Here is an 18685-nt window from a genome sequence, read left to right as displayed (position 1 = left end):
ATCACATCGCTTGAAAGATGCAGGCCAAGCATGGGGGCGGCGCATGAATATCGATGAATTGGCCAAGGGGATCGTTGCAGGTGAACGCCGCGCGTTGGCACGGGGGATCACGCTGGTCGAATCATCGCGCGAGGATCACCGCGCACAGGCCACAGCCCTTTTGGCAGCCCTGCCCAAAGACCGAGAGGCGCTGCGGATTGGTCTGTCAGGCACGCCGGGGGTCGGTAAATCGACCTTTATCGAAAGCTTTGGCATGATGTTAATCGGGCGCGGATTGCGGGTCGCCGTTCTTGCGATTGATCCGTCCTCGTCGCGTTCGGGCGGGTCTATTCTGGGCGACAAAACCCGCATGGATTTGCTGTCCCGCGAAAAGGCCGCGTTTATTCGCCCGTCGCCCAGCCAGACCCATCTGGGTGGCGTTGCGCGCCGCACCCGCGAGGCCGTCAGCCTGTGTGAAGCCGCAGGTTTTGATGTGGTGTTGATCGAAACGGTGGGGGTTGGCCAGTCGGAAACCGTTGTGGCGGAAATGTCTGATCTGTTCTTGTTGCTATTGGCCCCCGCGGGTGGGGATGAGCTGCAAGGGGTCAAACGCGGGATCATGGAGATGGCCGATATCATTGTGGTCAACAAAGCCGACGGGGATTTGAAACCCGCAGCGTCGCGGACATGTGCAGATTACGCCGGGGCGTTGCGGTTGCTGCGCAAGCGGCCCCAAGACCCCGACGGGTTCCCCAAGGCGATGATGGTGTCGGCGCTGCAGGACGACGGACTGGCCGAGGCATGGGACGAGGTTCAGACGTTGATCGAATGGCGCCGCGCCAACGGGTTTTGGCAACGCACCCGCGCATCGCAAGCGCGGTACTGGTTCGAGCAATCAGTGAAGCATGAATTGCTGGCCCAGCTGGAGGCCCCAAAGGCCAGAGCCGCTCTCAAGGTTTTGGGAGACCGCGTAGCAGAGGGCCTTGAAGACCCGACGAAGGCGGCCCAGGATTTTGTTATGCAGCTCGACCGCTAGGATCGCGGCGGAATTTTTGAAAAATTCCGGAACGATTTTTTTGAAAAAAATCGGCTACTGGCGAAAGGGCAGGCGCTATCTGGCGGCTTTGGGATGGGCGTTGTTATAGACTTCCATCAAGCGGGCCGTATCGACCGCCGTATAGGCTTGGGTGGTCGAAAGCGACGCGTGCCCCAGCAATTCTTGGATTGCCCGCAGATCGCCGCCCGCGTCCAGCAGATGTGTCGCAAAGCTATGGCGCATGGCATGCGGCGTGGCTGTTGCAGGCAAACCCAATTGCATCCGCGCATCCATCATCACCTGAGAAATCGCCCGCGCGGCCAAGGGGCCACCCCGCACCGCCTTGAACAGGGGCGCATCGCGTTCTTGGGGGAAGGGGCAGATGCGCAGATATGCCTCAACGGCGTCTTTGGCCGCCGGCAGCACGGGCACAACGCGTTCCTTTCCGCCCTTGCCGACAATACGTAAAACATCCGGCAAAGGTGCGTCTGCCCCCTTGAGGCCTAGCGCCTCTGATATGCGCAGCCCGCAACCCCACAGCAGGGTCAGCACGGCCACATCGCGCGCGGCGACCCATGCATGGCGAGATTGCATTTCGACGCAATCGATCATGGCTTTGGCGGCATCAACCGCCAAGGGGCGGGGGAGTTTTTTTGAGAACTTTGGTGAGCGCGTGGACAGAACTGCGGTCGGCTCAAACCCCTCTCGCTCGGCCAGCCACCGATAGAACGCCTTGACCGATGACAGTTTGCGCGCCAAAGACCGTGGCCCAACATCCGGCCCGCGTGTTTTGGCCATCCAGCTGCGCATGTCGGATATGGTCAGCTTGGCCAAAGCGCCCAATCCCTGACTGTCGCCTTTATGCACGGTCATAAAGGCCAGAAAATCGATCACGTCACCCTGATAGGCCGTAATTGTATTCTCGGCAGCGCCTTTTAGGGCCCGTTGGTGATCCAGCCATGTTTGCAACGCGTCCCGCGCGGCAGGGCTGATCAAAAGCGAATTTGCGCCAGTGCTCAAGACAACCAACGGCGCATGATGCGCTCGAATACACCGGTGAAAAAGCCGAGCAAATCTGTACCTTGTTGGGGGCCGAACATATGCGGGTCTTCTGATCCCAGGATCAGCAAACCGGGCAGGCGACCATCACCAAAGTCCAGTTTCAAACAGGCCTCAGATCTGATCCATTCGGCCTTGTCGCCATACACGCTTGCGGGGCTGTCTTGGGTGCCGCGCAGTGTCACCTGCCGCACATTTCCCCCGCGCCCCGATGTCAGGTAGTCGTCGATAAAGCCCGGTTCAGCCACGCTGAGCACATCGCCAAGACGTTTCACGGCGGCGTCATTGTCGCTTTGGGCGGATTCTAAAACCAGCTTGACCACATCGACCCGCATGATCTGGGCCACATCGCCGCCCAGATCGCGCAGGAATGTTTCGAATTCTACTGGGTCCAGCATCCGCAAAATGGCGCGGTGAACCTGATTGGTGCCAGCAAGGTTTTCATAGGCTGCGGCGATGACACTGCGGTGGGTGTCTTCCAACCGGTCTAACCGGGTTTCCAGGCGGTCCATTGCGATGCCGCGCAGGTCAACGATATTGCCGCCCATCGCGCGTTCATTGGCCGCGATTAGGGCCTGCATCACGTCATTGTCGTCCAGAATGACATCAGGCTGCGAAATGATCGCTTCCCGAAGTGAATCTTCGATTTTATGGTTGCTGCTCATGCTCGTCTCATTTGTATTTTTATACGCAATAACACGTGAGCAGCCCGGAATCTGCAACTTTCTGATGGGGCTATGGCAATTTTTTGCCAAAATCCGTGCTTGATAGGGTCGTTGATGCCTGCACCTGCGCTAATCGCGTCGGTTTAATTGCACCTGTTTTGATCAACTCTAGGGTGTTCAGCCCAGCGGCCATATCAGCGGTCTAGTTCGCTTGGCTGTAGTCGCTCGGTCGGGGAATGTTGCGTGCGCGGCTAGAAGCTGCGCACGCAAGAATGTCTTACAGGATGTTTTGGCCGGTCTTGGCCCAATCCGCCATGAACTGCTCAAGTCCTTTGTCGGTCAGCGGGTGCGTGGCCAGCTTTTTGATCACTTCTGGTGGGGCGGTCATCACGTCGGAACCAATACGCGCCGCTTCCAGAACGTGGTTAACCGTGCGGATCGAGGCCGCCAGAATTTGGGTCTCGAAGCCATAGTTGTCATAGATGATGCGGATGTCTTGGATCAGCTCCATGCCATCAAGGTTGATATCATCCAAACGGCCAATGAAAGGAGAGATAAAGGTCGCGCCGGCTTTGGCCGCGATCAAAGCCTGATTGGCCGAGAAACAAAGCGTCACGTTAACCATCTTGCCTTCGCCCGACAGAACCTTACACGCCTTTAGGCCGTCCCATGTCAGGGGCAGTTTAACAACGATGTTTTCAGCAATCTCGGCCAGTTTGCGGCCTTCTGCGATCATGTCGTCTGCCTTAAGGGCAACAACCTCGGCCGAGACGGGGCCGTCGACCAGATCACAGATTTCTTTTGTGACTTCCAGAATGTTGCGGCCAGATTTCAGGATCAACGACGGGTTGGTGGTAACCCCATCGACCATGCCCAGATCGTTCAGTTCTGCAATCGCATCGATTTCAGCTGTATCTACAAAGAATTTCATAATGCTTCCTTCCGGTTGGAATAGGGTGGCCTAATGGCTATGTCTGTTGCCACACGCTTTAGCGCATGATCCGCGCTGCTGAAACCCTAATTACCGTAACCCAAGGCCGGAGCAGCTGGTGACATCCCCAGAATTCTTTCACCAAGGTGATTTGGTCGCCGTTCTGACGACCCAACCATTGGGCCGCGCGCTTGATTACAAGGCCCCCGAAGGCGGCTGCCATCTGGGTGCTTTCGTCGAAGTGCCGCTGGGCCCGCGCAAGGTGCTGGGCGTTGTCTGGGGCGCGGGGCAGGGCGATTATGAATTGTCGAAAATCCGGTCTGTTATTCGCGTGATGGACGCCGCCCCCATGCGCGAGGAATTGCGACTGTTTCTAAGCAAGGCGGCCGCCTATACGCTGACGCCAATGCCCGCGATGTTGCGGCTGGCGACCCGCGCGCCGGGGCTGGGTGACCCGCCCTCGATGCGCAAGATTTACCGGCGCGGCACGTCGGAGCCCGACCGGATGACCGATGCACGGCGTCGGGTGTTGGAAACCTTGGCGGAATACGGTGATCTGTCCTTTACCCTCAAGGAACTGGCCGAAATGGCCGGTGTGACATCATCGGTGATCAAGGGGTTGGTGGCGCAAGACGCTGTGGTCGAACAAGACAGCCCCCGCGATTTGCCGTTTTTGCGGATGGATCCAAGCCTGCCCAGCAAAGAGCTGACGCAGGATCAGGCGGATGCATCGGCGCTGCTGGCCAAAGGGGTGCAATCGGGCAAATACGGCACGACATTGCTGCGCGGTGTGACAGGATCAGGCAAGACCGAAGTGTATCTTGAGGCCGTGGCCGCCGCGTTGAAAGCCGGGCGTCAGGCGCTGGTACTGTTGCCCGAAATTGCGCTGACTGAACAATTCCTCCACCGGGTCGAGGCGCGGTTTGGCGCAAAGCCTGCGGAATGGCATTCGGGGGCCACCATGACCGAACGCCGCCGCATTTGGCGCATGGTCGGGCAGGGGCAAGCGCAAGTGGTGATCGGTGCGCGGTCGGCGCTGTTTTTGCCGTTCCAGAATCTGGGGCTGATCGTGGTCGATGAAGAACATGATACATCCTACAAACAAGAAGAGGGCGTGCTGTATAATGCCCGCGACATGGCGGTGCTGCGCGCGTCGATCTGTGGGGCGCAGGTGGTTCTGGCCTCGGCCACGCCAAGTCTGGAAAGCTGGGCCAACGCCGAGGCGGGAAAATACATACGGGTTGAGCTGACCTCGCGGTTCGGGCCAGCGGTCATGCCGGAAATGGGCGCGATTGATATGCGGTCCGAAGGGTTGCCCAGCGATAAATGGGTGTCTCCGACGCTGCGTGCAGAGGTCGACAAACGGCTGGAGCGCGGCGAGCAGGCGATGTTGTTTATCAACCGCCGCGGCTATGCGCCTGTGACATTGTGCCGGGCCTGCGGCCACCAGATTGCCTGCGATCATTGCGACGCACGGATGGTCGAACACCGGTTCCTGAAACGGTTGGTCTGCCATCAATGCGGCGAAAGCAAACCCATGCCCGATGCCTGCCCGTCCTGCGAAGCCGAAGGGAAACTGGCAGCCGTGGGGCCGGGGGTCGAACGGTTGGGCGAAGAGGCCGCCGCATTGTGGCCTGATGCGCGGGTCGCCACGTTAAGCTCGGACATGTACGGATCAGCGCGCGCCCTGAAGGCCGAGATTGCAGGCATCGCTGAGGGGGCTGCCGACATTATTATCGGCACACAACTGGTCGCCAAGGGCCATAACTTTCCGAACCTGACATTGGTGGGGGTGATCGACGCGGACCTCGGGCTGATGGGGTCGGACCTGCGCGCGGCCGAGCGTACCTTTCAATTGATGCGGCAGGTTGCGGGGCGGGCCGGTCGCGCAGAGGCACCCGGAGCCGCATTATTGCAGACCTATCAGCCGGACCATCCGGTGATCCGCGCCATTCTTGCAGGCGAGGAGGAACAGTTCTGGAAGGCCGAGGCCGCAGAGCGACGTCAGGCCGGTGTGCCGCCCTATGGCCGTATGGCGGGGATCATCCTAAGCGGCCCTGACGTGGCGGCGATTTTCGATGCGGGCAATCAACTGGCCCGCCAAGACGGGCCGCTGCGCGCGGTTGGGGCGCAGGTTTACGGCCCCGCACCGGCACCGATTGCACGGGTGCGGGGGCGTCACCGGGTGCGGTTGTTGGTCAAGGCGGACAAGTCGGTACCCTTGCAAGAGGCGCTGGCCAAATGGGTCGGGCAGCTAAGGCTAAAGGGCGATATGCGGATTGCCGTCGATATTGACCCGCAAAGTTTTTACTGAGTCCTGATTGGTTTTGCCTGAGCGGCAAAACATGCCTTCGGCGAGGATTTATTTCCATTTGGAAAATGGGGACGGGATATCATTGAGCGGCTTTCGTTTGATTTGACCTCGTCAAGGTTGGGAATGGGGCGTAAAGGGTGAAGTATGACCCAATATGTGACCCTTGAGGATGCCAAGCATCAACCGTTTTGGCGCCGTCCCGTAGCGCTTTTGTTCCTAATGGCCTTGGCCATGCCGATTGCGTTTAATACATGGTCGGCCCTGCTGAATAACTTTGTCATTGAGGTCGCGAACTTTGACGGTTCGGACATCGGTTTGCTGCACACGGTGCGCGAGATCCCCGGGTTTTTGGCGGTCGGCGTTATCGCGATCATCATTTTTGTCCGCGAACAGGTCTTGGGGCTGGTGTCACTTGTTTTGCTGGGGGCAGCCACGGCTGTCACGGCTTGGTTCCCGTCAATGGGCGGTATTTTGACGATCACCATGCTGAGTTCGATCGGGTTTCATTATTATGAGACGGTGAACCAGTCGCTGCAGTTGCAATGGCTCAAGATCGAGGACGCGCCGCGCATGATTGGCTGGCTGATGGCCGCAGGGTCGGCCGCGACCTTGGTGGCGTATTTGGCGATTATGGCGCTGTGGGACACGCTGTCGCTGTCTTATAATATCGTTTACATGATCGGCGGCAGTGTCACCGTGGTAATCGCCCTGTTTGCGCTGTTTGCCTATCCGCAGTTCGAGGCCCCGCATCCGCAGGTCAAAAAGATGGTGCTGCGCAAGCGTTACTGGCTGTATTATGCGTTGCAGTTCATGTCGGGCGCGCGGCGCCAGATATTTGTGGTATTCGCCGGGTTCATGATGGTCGAACGCTTTGGGTTTGATGTGCATGAAATCACCCTGCTGTATTTGATCAACCTTATTGCCAACATGATTTTCGCGCCGCTTATGGGGCGGGCTGTCGGCTTTTTCGGAGAACGGCGGACGTTGTCGTTCGAGTATATCGGGCTGATTATCGTGTTTCTGGCCTATGGCGGCGTTTATTATCTGGGTTGGGGCGTGGTTGTGGCAGCGAGCCTGTATGTGCTGGACCACATGTTTTTCGCGCTGGCGCTGGCCTTGAAGACCTATTTCCAGAAGATCGCCGATCCCGGTGATATTGCGCCCACTGCTGCTGTTGCGTTTACCATTAACCACATTGCCGCTGTGTTCCTGCCCGTTGGCCTTGGCCTGCTGTGGCTGGTGTCGCCCGCTGCGGTTTTTGTACTGGCCGCGGCGATGGCGGGCGTTTCGTTGATCTTGTCCCTGATGATCCCGCGCCACCCCATGCCGGGCCACGAGACGATATTTTCGCGCCCGCTGCCCGTGGCGGCGCAATAGCCAGACCTTGACCGAACCGGCGCGCCTGCGTAGGCGACGTCAGCAACTTGCGGAGAGAGTTATGCCCACATTCACTGCCCTGACCACCCTTGAAGGACGCAAACCCGCCTATGCCTTGGGCGAGGCGATGGAGAGGTTGATACCTGAACCAACAGGCGTGGGCGTGTTCGAAGTGGAAGACGGATCGGGCCTGTGGGAAGTGGGCGGCTATTTCGAGCAAGCCCCCGACCAGACCGCATTGGCGATTTTGGCCGCGACCATGGGGGCCAAGAATTTTGTCGTTTCCGAACTGCCCGAGACCGACTGGGTGGCCCATGTGCGCCGCGAATTGTCCCCCGTCGAGGCGGGCCGGTTTTTCGTCTACGGTAGCCATGATGCCGATAAGGTGCCCGAAGGCTGTGAACCGCTGTTGATCGAGGCTGCGATGGCGTTTGGCACCGGGCATCACGGCACGACATTGGGGTGTCTGCGCGCGCTGGACCGCTTGGCCAATGATGGCATGGTCGGGCAAAGCGTTGCTGATATTGGCTGCGGTACGGCAGTACTGGCGATGGCGGCTGCGCGGATCTGGCCGAACCCCGTCCTGGCCAGCGACATTGATGAGGTCGCCGTTGACGTGGCCCGCGCGAATGCGGCTGCAAACGGTTTGGGCGATCGGCTGATTTGCGTCGAGGCTGCGGGCTTTGATCACCCTGACTTGGCCGCAAAGGCCCCGTTCGATTTAATCTTTGCCAATATCCTCAAGGGGCCCTTGGTGGCATTGGCCCCTGATATGGCCGCTGCGCTGGCCCCAAACGGCAAAGCGATTCTATCGGGCATCCTGAACGAGCAGGCCGATGACGTCATTGAGGTTTATGCACAATCCGGCATCAATCTGCTGAATAGAGAGGTGATTGGCGACTGGACGACGCTTACCGTCGAAAAACAGCCTCAATAAACCGTCATTTTATAACCTATTTCGTGTAAATTTGTGGAAAATGACACGTTTCTGTTGTATTGTTCCCATCGCTGAAGGTGGGGACCTTACGCAATTTGAGGCGATCATGGCCAATAATAACCAGCAATTTAAAAAGCGCGTCGATCAGTTGGATCGTCAGCATAAAGCTTTGGCAAACGGATATTATACAACAATTCGCAACGACGGGCTTATTATCGCGCATCCGCGACGTCGTGATACAGGATTGCCCATCAAATACCTTTTGGTGCTGGCGGTTATGTTTTTCCTGTTCAAGGCACTTGCACTGTCGGCAGCCGGGGCGGGCACATATCAAAGCCGGGTCAATTCCCTAAGCGACGGAAACTTGGTTGAGCGTGCAGGGGCCTGGCTTTTGCAGATCGATCCGGTGACGCAGGCAGTGTCGAACACAATCGGGCTGGCGCTGCATCACGGTACTGCGCGGCTTTAACTACCCCGGTGGGATAATTTAAGATTGAGTGCTAGAGAAGCAGGGGGGCGTGCTGTGTTGGTGCGCACTGCGAATAATATTGTCTTACCGTTCGCGGATGAAGGTGGTGTATCAGTCTGGTTGCCGCATCTTATAATGCATAAAATGATGGTTAAACGGAGTCTGATATGGTTATGGCTTTGACGTCTGCGCCAGTCCTCGAAACGGAGCGCCTAATCCTACGTGGCCCCCTACGAAGCGACCTACCCGAGCTTACCCGATTCATGACGAGTTCGCCGAGGATGCACGCTCAGGGAGAGACGGTCAGCAAAGAACAAGCTTGGTTTGGCTTCTTGACTGGGGTTGGTCACTGGCAATGGCACGGGTTTGGATTCTTTACGTTGGTTGAACATGGGCGGAGCCATCCTGTCGGTCGTGTGGGGCTGCTAAAACACTCAAACTGGCCCGAAGTTGAGCTCGCGTGGCATCTTTTTGAAGGGGCCGAGGGCAACGGATACGCAACCGAAGCTGGGCAAGCCGTTCGTAGCTGGGCGTATCAAGCGCATGGATTCAATCACTTGGTAAGCTACATCGCTTGCGAAAATCACCGTTCGCAAGCGGTTGCGAAACGTCTCGGAGCGAAGACAGATGGCACTCGCGCGGCTCACGAACCAGACGCTGAGGTATGGGTTCACCGATCTGAACCCCTATAAATCAATTTGGGCTCAAACCCGACACTAAATCCTACCATGTCAGCACCGCCCCGAAGACCATCAACGCAAAATGCGGATACCCCAAAAAATAAGCCACGCTACCATTTGGTAAGCGTGGCTATTTTCTGTCCAGCGGACTGCCCTTGGGGCTTGGGTCTGGCATCTCGCGTTAGCGAACGAAATGGTTCAGCGCGACGTTTTCAATATCGCCACGTGTCAGGCCGATATCATCCAGTTCGCGGTCTGTCAGAGAAGACAAAGCGTTGCGTGTTACGCGTGCATCGTTCCAGGCAATTACGCTGGCGATGATGTCACCCAGGTGGGAGAAAGCGCGGTTGACCGTGGAGGCAGTCGCGTAGTTGGTTGTAGGTGTGTAGAACATAGACATTGGAGTCATCCTTGGATTTCAAAAAAGCTGATTGTTGCATCGTTATGCTCGGCAACTAGGCAATTTGAAAACTTGCGACAACTCCCAGAGTTGCATGTGTGACCTGCGTTTTCTGCATGGCAGCATAAATCGCAAAGCTTTAATAAAATATGGTGAATTTGCGGCAGGCACAGGTGACGTGTGCGGCATGCCGAGCGTCGCTTTTGCGCAGTTTTCACCGCAAGCTTGGTCAATTGTGGCGTTTTCAGGGCGGTTCGGAAAAGCCTTGGTGGATGTTCGTGTTTTGTGCTAGTTCTCAAAATAAGTAAAAACTGAGGTAAATAAGCACATGATACGGGTAATTGGCATTGATCCGGGGCTGCGCAACATGGGGTGGGGGGTCATTGATGTCGCTGGCAGCCGGATCAGTCATGTCGCAAATGGGGTTTGTGTGTCCGAGGGCCCCGATCTTGCGTCGCGGCTATTGTCGCTGCACGCCCAGCTTACCAGAATCATGGTCACCTATCGGCCGCAATCAGCCGCAGTTGAACAAACTTTCGTAAACAAGGACGGCGCAGGGACGCTCAAGCTGGGGCAGGCACGCGGTATCGCGATGCTGGTCCCTGCACAGGCCGGGCTGTCAGTCGGGGAATATGCTCCAAACACGGTCAAGAAAACCGTTGTGGGCGTGGGGCACGCCGATAAGGGGCAGGTGATGCATATGGTACGCATGCAACTGCCGGGGATCGAAATCGCAGGCCCGGATGCGGCTGATGCGCTGGCGATTGCGATTTGCCATGCCCATCACGGTGGGGCCAGCACCTTGGCGCAAGCGGTGGCGAGGGCCAGCGCATGATTGGCAAGATCACAGGCCGTATAGATTACCGTGCCCCCGACCATGTGCTGATTGATGTGCGGGGCGTTGGATATCTGGTGTATTGTTCGGATCGCACATTGGCTGCCCTACCGGGGGTAGGAGAGGCCGTTGCCTTGTTCACCGATCTGGTCGTCCGCGAAGATCTTATGCAATTGTTCGGGTTCCAGACCCTTGTTGAAAAGGAATGGCACCGGTTGCTGACCTCTGTTCAAGGGGTGGGGGCCAAAGCGTCACTGGCGATTTTGGGGGCGCTCGGCCCTGATGGTGTCAGCCGTGCGATTGCGCTGGGCGATTGGAATGCTGTTAAAGCGGCCAAAGGTGTCGGCCCGAAAATCGCACAGCGCGTGGTGCTTGACCTCAAGGATAAAGCGCCGGGCGTTATGGCGATGACGGGCACGTTGGCAGAGGCCCACGGCGAGGTTGAAGCAGCGCAAGTGATTGAGCCGTCCGCGCCAAGGGGCAGAACCAAACCCGCCCCGAACCAATCCGCACAGGCCGAGGCGCTCTCTGCGCTTGGTAATCTTGGCTATGGTCCGGGCGATGCCGCAGGGGCCGTGGCGCAAGCCGCTGGCGAAAACCCTGATGCGGAAACGCCGACCCTGATCCGCGCGGCGTTGAAACTTCTTGCGCCCAAAGGGTAGAGTGGGGCCATTGGCACCAGACCGCCCCAAAGTTTTGGAAATTGAATGATCGATAGCGACCCCACCTTGCGGCCCGATCCGCTGCCAGAGGATTTTGACCGCGCGTTGCGGCCGCAGATGCTGGATGAATTCGTGGGCCAAGCCGAGGCGCGATCGAACCTTAAGGTGTTCATCCAATCCGCCAAACAACGCGAAGAGGCGATGGACCACACGTTGTTCCATGGCCCCCCCGGTTTGGGCAAGACGACGCTGGCACAGATTATGGCGCGCGAATTGGGCGTGGGGTTTCGCATGACCTCTGGGCCGGTACTGGCCAAGGCTGGCGATCTGGCCGCGATCCTTACCAATCTTGAAGCCCGCGATGTGTTGTTTATTGACGAAATCCACCGTCTGAACCCGGCGGTCGAAGAGGTGCTCTATCCCGCGCTTGAGGATTTCGAGCTGGATTTGGTCATTGGCGAAGGGCCTGCCGCGCGCACCGTGCGGATTGAATTGCAGCCCTTTACGCTGGTGGGGGCCACGACGCGCATGGGTCTGCTGACCACGCCGCTGCGCGACCGCTTTGGTATTCCGACGCGGCTTGAGTTTTATACCGAGGACGAACTGTTCATTATCGTGGACCGCAATGCCCGCAAACTGGGGGCACCGGCAGATGAGGGGGGGGCGCGCGAGATCGCCAAGCGCGCCCGTGGTACGCCGCGCATTGCAGGGCGTTTGTTGCGGCGTGTGGTGGATTTTGCGGTGGTCGAAGGCAACGGCCGCGTGACGCGGGAATTGGCCGACATGGCGCTGACGCGGCTCGGCGTGGACCGGCTGGGGTTGGACAGTGCCGACCGCCGGTATCTGCGTCTCATCGCCGAGAATTACCAAGGCGGACCGGTTGGCATTGAAACGATGTCAGCCGCCCTATCAGAATCACGCGATGCGCTGGAAGAGGTGATCGAGCCGTTTTTGCTGCAGCAGGGTTTGATTCAACGTACGCCGCGCGGGCGGATGCTGGCGCAAAAGGCTTGGACCCATTTGGGGATGGCACCGCCAAAACCACGGGCAGACCTGTTTGGCTGACGTAGCGCAGCCTTCGGCGAGGATTTTAGACCATTTGGAAGACCTGATGACACCACAAGATATCGAGAAACTGTTCACACGCGACAGCGGCGACTTTGCGTTTGCACGTTGGGGGCGGCCTGTGTCCCCGGTTGTGTTCGGGGTGGATGATGCGACGTTGTCGGTCATCAAGGGCGCGCTTGAGGCGGTTTGCGTGCTGTCCGGCCACAAGATTGCCGAGACGGACCCGGAATTGGGCAGCAACCTGATGATGTTCTTTTTCAAGGAATGGGACGAGTTGCCCGAGGTGCCTGGGCTGGACCGGTTGGTGCCGGATTTGGAGCCATTGGTCGAGAAACTGAAAGCCGTGGATGCCAACCAGTACCGTTTGTTCCGGTTTGACGAGGATGGCGCGATCAAGGCGTGCTTTGTCTTCCTGCGCATGGACAAGCATCTAAGCGCGGTCCCCGCACAAACCTTGGCGCTGAGCCAGATTGTGCAGTCCTTTTTGCTTTGGTCCGAGGCGGCATTCAAAGACCAGTCGCCCTTGGCTGTGGCAGAGGGCACAACGATCCTGCGGCCCGATGTTGCCGAACTTTTGCGGGCGGCTTATGATCCTGTGTTGCCATCTGTTGCGCAGGATGCATCCCATGCACTGCGTCTTTTCGCGAGGTTAAACAAACCCCAATGACCCATATTCTGCCCATTCGCGTTTACTATGAAGATACCGATATGGCGGGGATCGTATATTACGCGAATTATCTGCGATATATTGAACGCGGGCGCAGCGATTGGGTGCGCGAGATCGGGATCGACCAGCTTGAGATGAAAGCGGACGGCGTGGTTTTTGCCGTTCGCAGGGTCGAGGCAGACTATATTGCGCCTGCGGTTTTCGACGATCTGCTTGAGGTGCGCACATGGGCGACGTCCATCGGGCCTGCGCGTATGGAAATGGCCCAAGAGGTATGGCGCGACGAGACGTTGCTGTTTCGTGCCGCCGTCACGATTGTCTGCATCGCCGCGAGCGGGAAACCATGCAGATTGCCAGCGAAACTCCGCTCACTGCCGCTGTGACGCGCGGATTGACGCCATAATCCTAGCAATCGACATTGCACTCGGCTAAGCTTGTGCCAAATAGCGCCTTGGAAAACAGGGCCGTTGAGGCAGAACAGCCCCGAAAGGGGCCCTTAGTAAAGAGCAGAACCGATGGAAGCAGAAACGCTGGCGGCGGCGAGCGAGATTGATTTCTCGCTCTTGGGATTATTCCTGCGCGCGACATTCACCGTGAAATTAGTCATGATCAGTTTGCTGGTCGCATCTTTCTGGTCGTGGTCAATCATCGTTCAGAAAATCATGCAGTATCGCAGGTTCAGGGCCGAGGCCGATGCCTTTGATCGGGCGTTCTGGTCGGGCGAGCCTTTGGATGGATTGTACGACACAATCGGGCCTGATCCTGACGGTGCCGCAGAAAAGATTTTTGCCGCAGGGATGACGGAATGGCGCAGGTCTCATCGTGATGATGGCGACCTGATCCCCGGTGCCACGGCGCGCATTGATCGGTCGATGGATGTGGCAATCGCCAAGGAAGCCGAAAAACTGCAAAAGGGGTTGCCTGTTTTGGCGACCGTCGGATCGACGGCACCGTTTGTCGGCCTGTTCGGTACCGTTTTCGGTATCATGCATTCGTTTATCGAAATCGCATCGCAGCAGAACACCAGCCTTGTGGTTGTGGCGCCCGGTATCGCCGAGGCGCTTTTGGCGACGGGTATCGGCCTGCTGGCAGCTATTCCTGCGGTTATTTTCTATAACAAGCTTAGTGCGGATTCAGATCGTATCCTTGGTGGTTACGAAGCATTTGCCGATGAATTCGCAACCATTCTAAGCCGTCAGTTGGATAGCTGACCGATGGGCGCTGGTATCGCAAAAAAATCGGGCGGCGGCGGGCGCGGGCGGCGTCGTGGTCGCGCGCAACCGATGGCCGAGATTAACATCACGCCCTTTGTGGACGTTATGCTGGTGCTGTTGATCATCTTTATGGTCGCGGCACCGTTGTTGACGGTGGGTGTTCCGGTTGAACTGCCGAAAACCGCGGCAACGGCCTTGCCCTCGGATCAAGAGGAACCTTTGACCATCACGCTTTTGGCGGACGGGTCGGTGCAAATTCAAAAGACGCCAACAGAACGCGATGACCTGATTGCCAAGCTGCGTGCGATTGCGACAGAGCGGGCAAGCGACCGGGTCTTTTTGCGCGCGGATGGGGCTGTCTCCTACGCCATGGTTATGGAAGTGATGGGTGCCCTTAACGCGGGCGGTTTTTCGAACATTGGTTTGGTGACTGAAACGGGTGGCCCAAAGCTGGACGGCACAGGGACGTCGGGCGGTTAACCATGCACAAGGGGCATTACATTTCTGGTGCAGGGCATGTCGGGCTGATTGCCTTTTTGCTTTTTGGCGGCCTTTTCAGGCCGAACCCAGAACCATTTGAGATGCAAGAAGTGTCGGTGCTGTCTGCAGCCGAGTTTGATGCCATTGTTGCGGCGTCGCAATCGACTGAGGAGCAGACCGAGGTTGAGCAACCCGAAGCCCCGCAAGCGCCCGCCGAGACGCCTGAGGCCGCGCAGAAACCTGAACCTGAAATTCAACAACCGACACCGATTGAGCCTGAGGCACCACAGCCTGAGCCTGAAGTTATAGAACCGACACCGCCGCCACCTGCGGCTGAGGTCAGCGAAACCGCACCGGAACGACCGGAACCCCCAGCCGAGGTCGCCGTTCTGGCCCCCGAGGTCGCGCCCGTTGCCGTGCCGCGTCCGGTTGATCGTGTGGCACCCGAAGCGGTTGAACAGCCAGACCCCGAGGCACGTCCCGACGTGGTCAAGCAGGAGGCCGCAACGCCTGATGCACCTGCCGAGAAAGTCGTGGAAGAGGCGCAAGAAGCAACCGCACCGGAAGAGGCAACAACCGAGATTGTCACCGAGGCTGCCGAGGCCCCGAAAGCGGCACCCAATCAATCTGCCCGCCCCCCGGCGCGCCGGCCAAAACCGCCTGCGCCGCAGGTGGCTGAAGCCGTTGAGACACCCAAACCTGCGCAGCCCGCCGTGGACAAAGATGCCGTTGCAGCGGCCTTGGCCGAGGCTTTGGGCGGCGAAGATAAGCCAGCAACACCCGCAGCTGCATCACCTGCTGCTGCGCCTTCCGGCCCGCCACTGTCGAACGGCGAAAAGGAATCGCTGCGCTTGGCTGTTTCGGCCTGTTGGAACGTTGGGTCGCTATCGTCTGAGGCATTGCGTACAACTGTGATCGTCAGCGTTCAAATGAACCAAGATGGCACACCGCAGACCAACAGTATCACCATGACAGGCAGTTCTGGCGGCTCACCGGCTGCCGCAGGTCAGGCGTTCGAGGCAGCCAGACGGGCAATTATCCGCTGCGGATCGCGTGGATATCAGCTTCCTGTAGATAAATTTGGCCAATGGCAGAATATTGAGATGACATTTAATCCTGAAAGGATGCGCATCAAATGATTTTACGAGTATTGAGCATGTGTCTGGCGCTGATCTGTGCCGCCGCAGGGACCGTTCAGGCCCAGCAAGGCCCCTTGCGGATCGAAATCACCGAAGGCGTTATTGAACCTTTGCCCTTTGCCGTTCCGACCTTTCAACCCGAGAGCGGCGATGCAGGGCAGATGGCAGTTGATCTGGCGCGCGTCGTTTCCGAAGATCTGGTCGGGTCCGGGTTGTTCCGTGAAATCCCGGCGAGCGCCTTTATCTCAACGGTCAGCGATTTTAACGCGCCGGTGCAATACGCCGACTGGAAAGCCATCAATGCCCAAGCCCTGATCACCGGTGCCGTCAGCGTGTCGGGGAACACCTTGAACGTAAAGTTCCGCCTGTACGATGTGTATTCTGGTGCCGAGCTTGGATCGGGCTTGCAGTTTTTGGGCACGATCGATGGCTGGCGTCGCATGGCGCATAAGGTTGCCGATGCCGTTTATTCGCGGATCACTGGAGAGGGCGGGTATTTCGACAGTCGCGTTGTGTACGTGTCCGAAACAGGCCCCAAAGAGGAACGCAAAAAACGTCTGGCCGTCATGGATTATGACGGTGCGAACGTGCGCTACCTGACCGACAGTGCGGCGATCGTTTTGGCCCCACGCTTTTCGCCCTCGGGTGACCGTATTCTTTATACCAGCTACGAAAGCGGTTTTCCCCGCATCTATGTTCTGGACATCGGATCGGTTCAACGCCGCGTTCTGGAAAGCGCTGATGGCACGATGAGCTTTGCACCGCGCTTCTCTCCTTCGGGGAACACGGTTGTGTATTCCCTGTCCCAAGGCGGGAATACCGATATCTACTCGATGGATATCGGCAGTGGGCAATCTGTCCGTCTGACAAACACGCCAGCGATCGAAACCGCACCAAGCTATTCGCCCGACGGCAGCAAGATCGTGTTTGAAAGCGACCGGTCAGGCAGTCCCCAGCTCTATGTCATGCCCGCAAGCGGCGGTGAGGCGCAGCGTATCTCGTTCGGCGAGGGCCGCTATGGCACGCCAGTCTGGTCGCCGCGTGGTGATCTGGTCGCGTTCACAAAACAGAACAAAGGCCGCTTTCACATTGGCGTGATGCGTCTGGACGGATCCGAGGAACGCTTGCTTACGGCGTCGTTCCTGGATGAAGGCCCGACGTGGGCCCCCAACGGCCGCGTGATCATGTTTGCGCGTGAAACCCAAGGGACCGGGGGATCATCTTCGTTGTATTCCGTCGATATCTCGGGCCGGAACCTGAAACCCGTGCGGACCCAAGAAGGCGGGTCTGACCCGTCATGGTCACCGCTCCAGCAATAACCCTTGGTGATTCCCAACGCCAAGGCGCTGTGCTAACACAAATGAAACTAGATTAACGCCAACTTTACAGAGGCAGACCCCATGAACCGTATTCTGACCAGCACTCTTTTGATCGCCGCGCTCGCCGTGTCGGCGTGTACGAACCCGAACCGCTTTGGCGGGGATAACATGAATGGCGCGGGCGGTCTGACCGGCGCAAATGGCGGGATTATCCCCGGCAGCGCAAATGACCCCGCTTCGACGGCGTATTTCCAGCAGTCCATCGGCGACCGCGTGTTGTTCAACGTTGATCAATCTACATTGACACCCGAGGGTCAGGCGACTTTGGACGGTCAGGCCAACTGGCTGAATCAGAACACTGATTATCAGGCGATCATCGAAGGTCACGCGGACGAGCAAGGCACACGTGAATACAACGTGGCCCTTGGTGCACGTCGGGCGAACGCGGCACGTGAATATCTGGTGTCCCGCGGCATTTCCGGCAACCGTCTGCGTACCCTCAGCTATGGCAAGGAACGCCCGATCGAAGTGTGTTCGCAAGAAGCATGCTATGCCAAAAACCGCCGTGCTGTCACAGTACTGGCCGGTGGCCTGTCGAGCTAAACTGGAACGAAACGGTTAGGATGATCACAATGCGGTTTGTTATGATGGTGGTGCTGGGGCTGGCTTTTGGGCCGGTCGCAGCACAGGCGCAGGACGCGCAAACCTTGGCGGATGTGCGTCAGGAACTGACCATTCTAAATGTCGAAGTACAAAAACTGCGGCGCGAGCTTTCCACCACCGGCGGGGCGTCTTTGAACCTGACCGGTGGTTCCGTGCTGGACCGTATGAACGCCATGGAAAGCGAACTGCAACGGCTGACATCCAAAACCGAAGAGCTTGAGAACAAGATCAACCGCGTTGTGGCCGACGGTACAAACCGGATTGGCGATCTCGAATTCCGTCTGGTCGAACTTGAAGGCGGCGATGTGGGGGCCATTGGTCAAACGTCGACCCTCGGCGGTGGCGAAGCGCCCGTGACCAATGTGCCCGCACCCGCGCCGGCACCCACCAACACTGCCGAACTTGCCGTTGGCGAAGCTGATGATTTTGAGCGGGCGAAGGCGGCGCTCGCAGCCGGTGACTTTCGCGCCGCCGCTGACCAGTTTGCGACCTTTAATCAGACCTACCCAGGTGGCCCGCTAGGCCCCGAGGCCGATTTGCGCCGGGGCGAGGCCCTCACCGGGCTCAGTGATACACGCGAAGCGGCGCGCGCCTATCTGGCCAGCTTTAGCGCGGATCCGGTCGGGGCGACTGCCCCCGAAGCTTTGTATCACTTGGGCAAATCGCTTGGTGCGCTTGATCAGATTCAAGAAGCATGTGTGACGCTGGGCGAGGTCGCAACGCGCTTTCCGACCAGCCCGTTCGTGCCGCAAGCGGCAAGCGAGCGTGCTGCGCTGAATTGCCAGTGATCC

Annotated in this window: 21 protein-coding genes; 17 read left to right on the top strand and 4 right to left on the bottom strand. The window is 58.2% G+C overall.

Annotated elements, in window-relative coordinates; genetic code table 11:
- The first annotated feature begins 43 nt into the window (after positions 1 to 43).
- On the top strand, positions 44 to 1015 hold the full coding sequence (gene meaB, locus KZZ06_RS04385) for a methylmalonyl Co-A mutase-associated GTPase MeaB (protein WP_219578832.1): 972 nt from the start codon (positions 44 to 46) through the stop codon (positions 1013 to 1015).
- A gap of 75 nt (positions 1016 to 1090) precedes the next feature.
- Here the strand turns inward: meaB and KZZ06_RS04380 are convergent, their stop codons facing one another.
- The 3 genes from KZZ06_RS04380 to fsa all read right to left on the bottom strand — a co-directional run bounded on the left by KZZ06_RS04380 (position 1091) and on the right by fsa (position 3670).
- Complete coding sequence (locus KZZ06_RS04380) at positions 1091 to 2035, bottom strand: tyrosine recombinase XerC (protein WP_219578831.1); 945 nt, start codon at positions 2033 to 2035, stop codon at positions 1091 to 1093.
- Positions 2032 to 2739: a DUF484 family protein gene (locus tag KZZ06_RS04375; protein WP_219578830.1), complete on the bottom strand. Its 708-nt coding sequence runs from the start codon at positions 2737 to 2739 to the stop codon at positions 2032 to 2034. Before KZZ06_RS04375 ends, KZZ06_RS04380 begins: the two co-directional genes overlap by 4 nt.
- Positions 2740 to 3016: 277 nt before the next feature.
- Positions 3017 to 3670, bottom strand: coding sequence for a fructose-6-phosphate aldolase (gene fsa / locus KZZ06_RS04370; protein ID WP_219578829.1), 654 nt, complete (start codon positions 3668 to 3670; stop codon positions 3017 to 3019).
- A 118-nt stretch (positions 3671 to 3788) separates the two neighbouring features.
- On the opposite strand from fsa, the gene KZZ06_RS04365 reads away from it, so the two are divergent.
- From KZZ06_RS04365 to KZZ06_RS04345, 5 genes are all read left to right on the top strand, one after another.
- Positions 3789 to 5984, top strand: a complete 2196-nt coding sequence (locus KZZ06_RS04365; protein ID WP_219578828.1) for a primosomal protein N' — start codon at positions 3789 to 3791, stop codon at positions 5982 to 5984.
- A 144-nt stretch (positions 5985 to 6128) separates the two neighbouring features.
- Complete coding sequence (locus KZZ06_RS04360) at positions 6129 to 7361, top strand: MFS transporter (RefSeq protein WP_219578827.1); 1233 nt, start codon at positions 6129 to 6131, stop codon at positions 7359 to 7361.
- A gap of 61 nt (positions 7362 to 7422) precedes the next feature.
- Entirely contained in the window at positions 7423 to 8298 is an 876-nt protein-coding gene (locus KZZ06_RS04355) for a 50S ribosomal protein L11 methyltransferase (protein WP_219578826.1), read from the top strand.
- A complete protein-coding gene (locus KZZ06_RS04350; RefSeq protein WP_257884204.1) occupies positions 8255 to 8767 on the top strand; it encodes a hypothetical protein in 513 nt (170 codons plus the stop codon). The genes KZZ06_RS04355 and KZZ06_RS04350 overlap by 44 nt, the downstream gene beginning before the upstream one ends.
- 167 nt (positions 8768 to 8934) lie before the next feature.
- Positions 8935 to 9459 carry a GNAT family N-acetyltransferase gene (locus KZZ06_RS04345; RefSeq protein ID WP_306664317.1) on the top strand — a complete coding sequence of 175 codons (525 nt, stop codon included), beginning with the start codon at positions 8935 to 8937 and terminating at the stop codon, positions 9457 to 9459.
- A 169-nt stretch (positions 9460 to 9628) separates the two neighbouring features.
- Here the strand turns inward: KZZ06_RS04345 and KZZ06_RS04340 are convergent, their stop codons facing one another.
- On the bottom strand, positions 9629 to 9847 hold the full coding sequence (locus KZZ06_RS04340; protein ID WP_219578825.1) for a DUF1127 domain-containing protein: 219 nt from the start codon (positions 9845 to 9847) through the stop codon (positions 9629 to 9631).
- Positions 9848 to 10175: 328 nt separating this feature from the next.
- On the opposite strand from KZZ06_RS04340, the gene ruvC reads away from it, so the two are divergent.
- The 11 genes from ruvC (at position 10176) to ybgF (ending at position 18682) form a co-directional block, all read left to right on the top strand.
- The gene (ruvC, locus tag KZZ06_RS04335; RefSeq protein WP_219578824.1) at positions 10176 to 10682 is read left to right on the top strand and encodes a crossover junction endodeoxyribonuclease RuvC; all 507 of its coding nucleotides are present in this window, start codon (positions 10176 to 10178) and stop codon (positions 10680 to 10682) included.
- Positions 10679 to 11344: a Holliday junction branch migration protein RuvA gene (gene ruvA, locus KZZ06_RS04330; RefSeq protein WP_219578823.1), complete on the top strand. Its 666-nt coding sequence runs from the start codon at positions 10679 to 10681 to the stop codon at positions 11342 to 11344. The genes ruvC and ruvA overlap by 4 nt, the downstream gene beginning before the upstream one ends.
- A gap of 45 nt (positions 11345 to 11389) precedes the next feature.
- Positions 11390 to 12409: a Holliday junction branch migration DNA helicase RuvB gene (ruvB, locus tag KZZ06_RS04325; RefSeq protein WP_093916839.1), complete on the top strand. Its 1020-nt coding sequence runs from the start codon at positions 11390 to 11392 to the stop codon at positions 12407 to 12409.
- 46 nt (positions 12410 to 12455) lie between these two features.
- Complete coding sequence (locus KZZ06_RS04320) at positions 12456 to 13079, top strand: hypothetical protein (RefSeq protein ID WP_219578822.1); 624 nt, start codon at positions 12456 to 12458, stop codon at positions 13077 to 13079.
- On the top strand, positions 13076 to 13462 hold the full coding sequence (gene ybgC, locus KZZ06_RS04315) for a tol-pal system-associated acyl-CoA thioesterase (RefSeq protein WP_219578821.1): 387 nt from the start codon (positions 13076 to 13078) through the stop codon (positions 13460 to 13462). The genes KZZ06_RS04320 and ybgC overlap by 4 nt, the downstream gene beginning before the upstream one ends.
- A gap of 132 nt (positions 13463 to 13594) precedes the next feature.
- Complete coding sequence (tolQ, locus tag KZZ06_RS04310; RefSeq protein ID WP_219578820.1) at positions 13595 to 14290, top strand: protein TolQ; 696 nt, start codon at positions 13595 to 13597, stop codon at positions 14288 to 14290.
- A gap of 3 nt (positions 14291 to 14293) precedes the next feature.
- Positions 14294 to 14773, top strand: a complete 480-nt coding sequence (tolR, locus tag KZZ06_RS04305; protein WP_219578819.1) for a protein TolR — start codon at positions 14294 to 14296, stop codon at positions 14771 to 14773.
- 2 nt (positions 14774 to 14775) lie between these two features.
- Complete coding sequence (locus tag KZZ06_RS04300) at positions 14776 to 15912, top strand: energy transducer TonB (RefSeq protein ID WP_219578818.1); 1137 nt, start codon at positions 14776 to 14778, stop codon at positions 15910 to 15912.
- Entirely contained in the window at positions 15909 to 17231 is a 1323-nt protein-coding gene (tolB, locus tag KZZ06_RS04295; protein ID WP_219578817.1) for a Tol-Pal system beta propeller repeat protein TolB, read from the top strand. Before KZZ06_RS04300 ends, tolB begins: the two co-directional genes overlap by 4 nt.
- Positions 17232 to 17312: 81 nt before the next feature.
- On the top strand, positions 17313 to 17834 hold the full coding sequence (gene pal, locus KZZ06_RS04290; protein ID WP_219578816.1) for a peptidoglycan-associated lipoprotein Pal: 522 nt from the start codon (positions 17313 to 17315) through the stop codon (positions 17832 to 17834).
- Positions 17835 to 17863: 29 nt separating this feature from the next.
- A complete protein-coding gene (ybgF, locus tag KZZ06_RS04285) occupies positions 17864 to 18682 on the top strand; it encodes a tol-pal system protein YbgF (protein WP_219578815.1) in 819 nt (272 codons plus the stop codon).
- Positions 18683 to 18685: the final 3 nt, after the last annotated feature.

This window comes from Sulfitobacter sp. CW3, from assembly GCF_019392245.1.
In the GTDB taxonomy this organism is placed as follows: Bacteria; Pseudomonadota; Alphaproteobacteria; order Rhodobacterales; family Rhodobacteraceae; genus Sulfitobacter.
The sequence above is the reverse complement of the archived record's forward strand: the minus strand, read 5'-3'. Positions and strand labels throughout refer to the sequence as shown.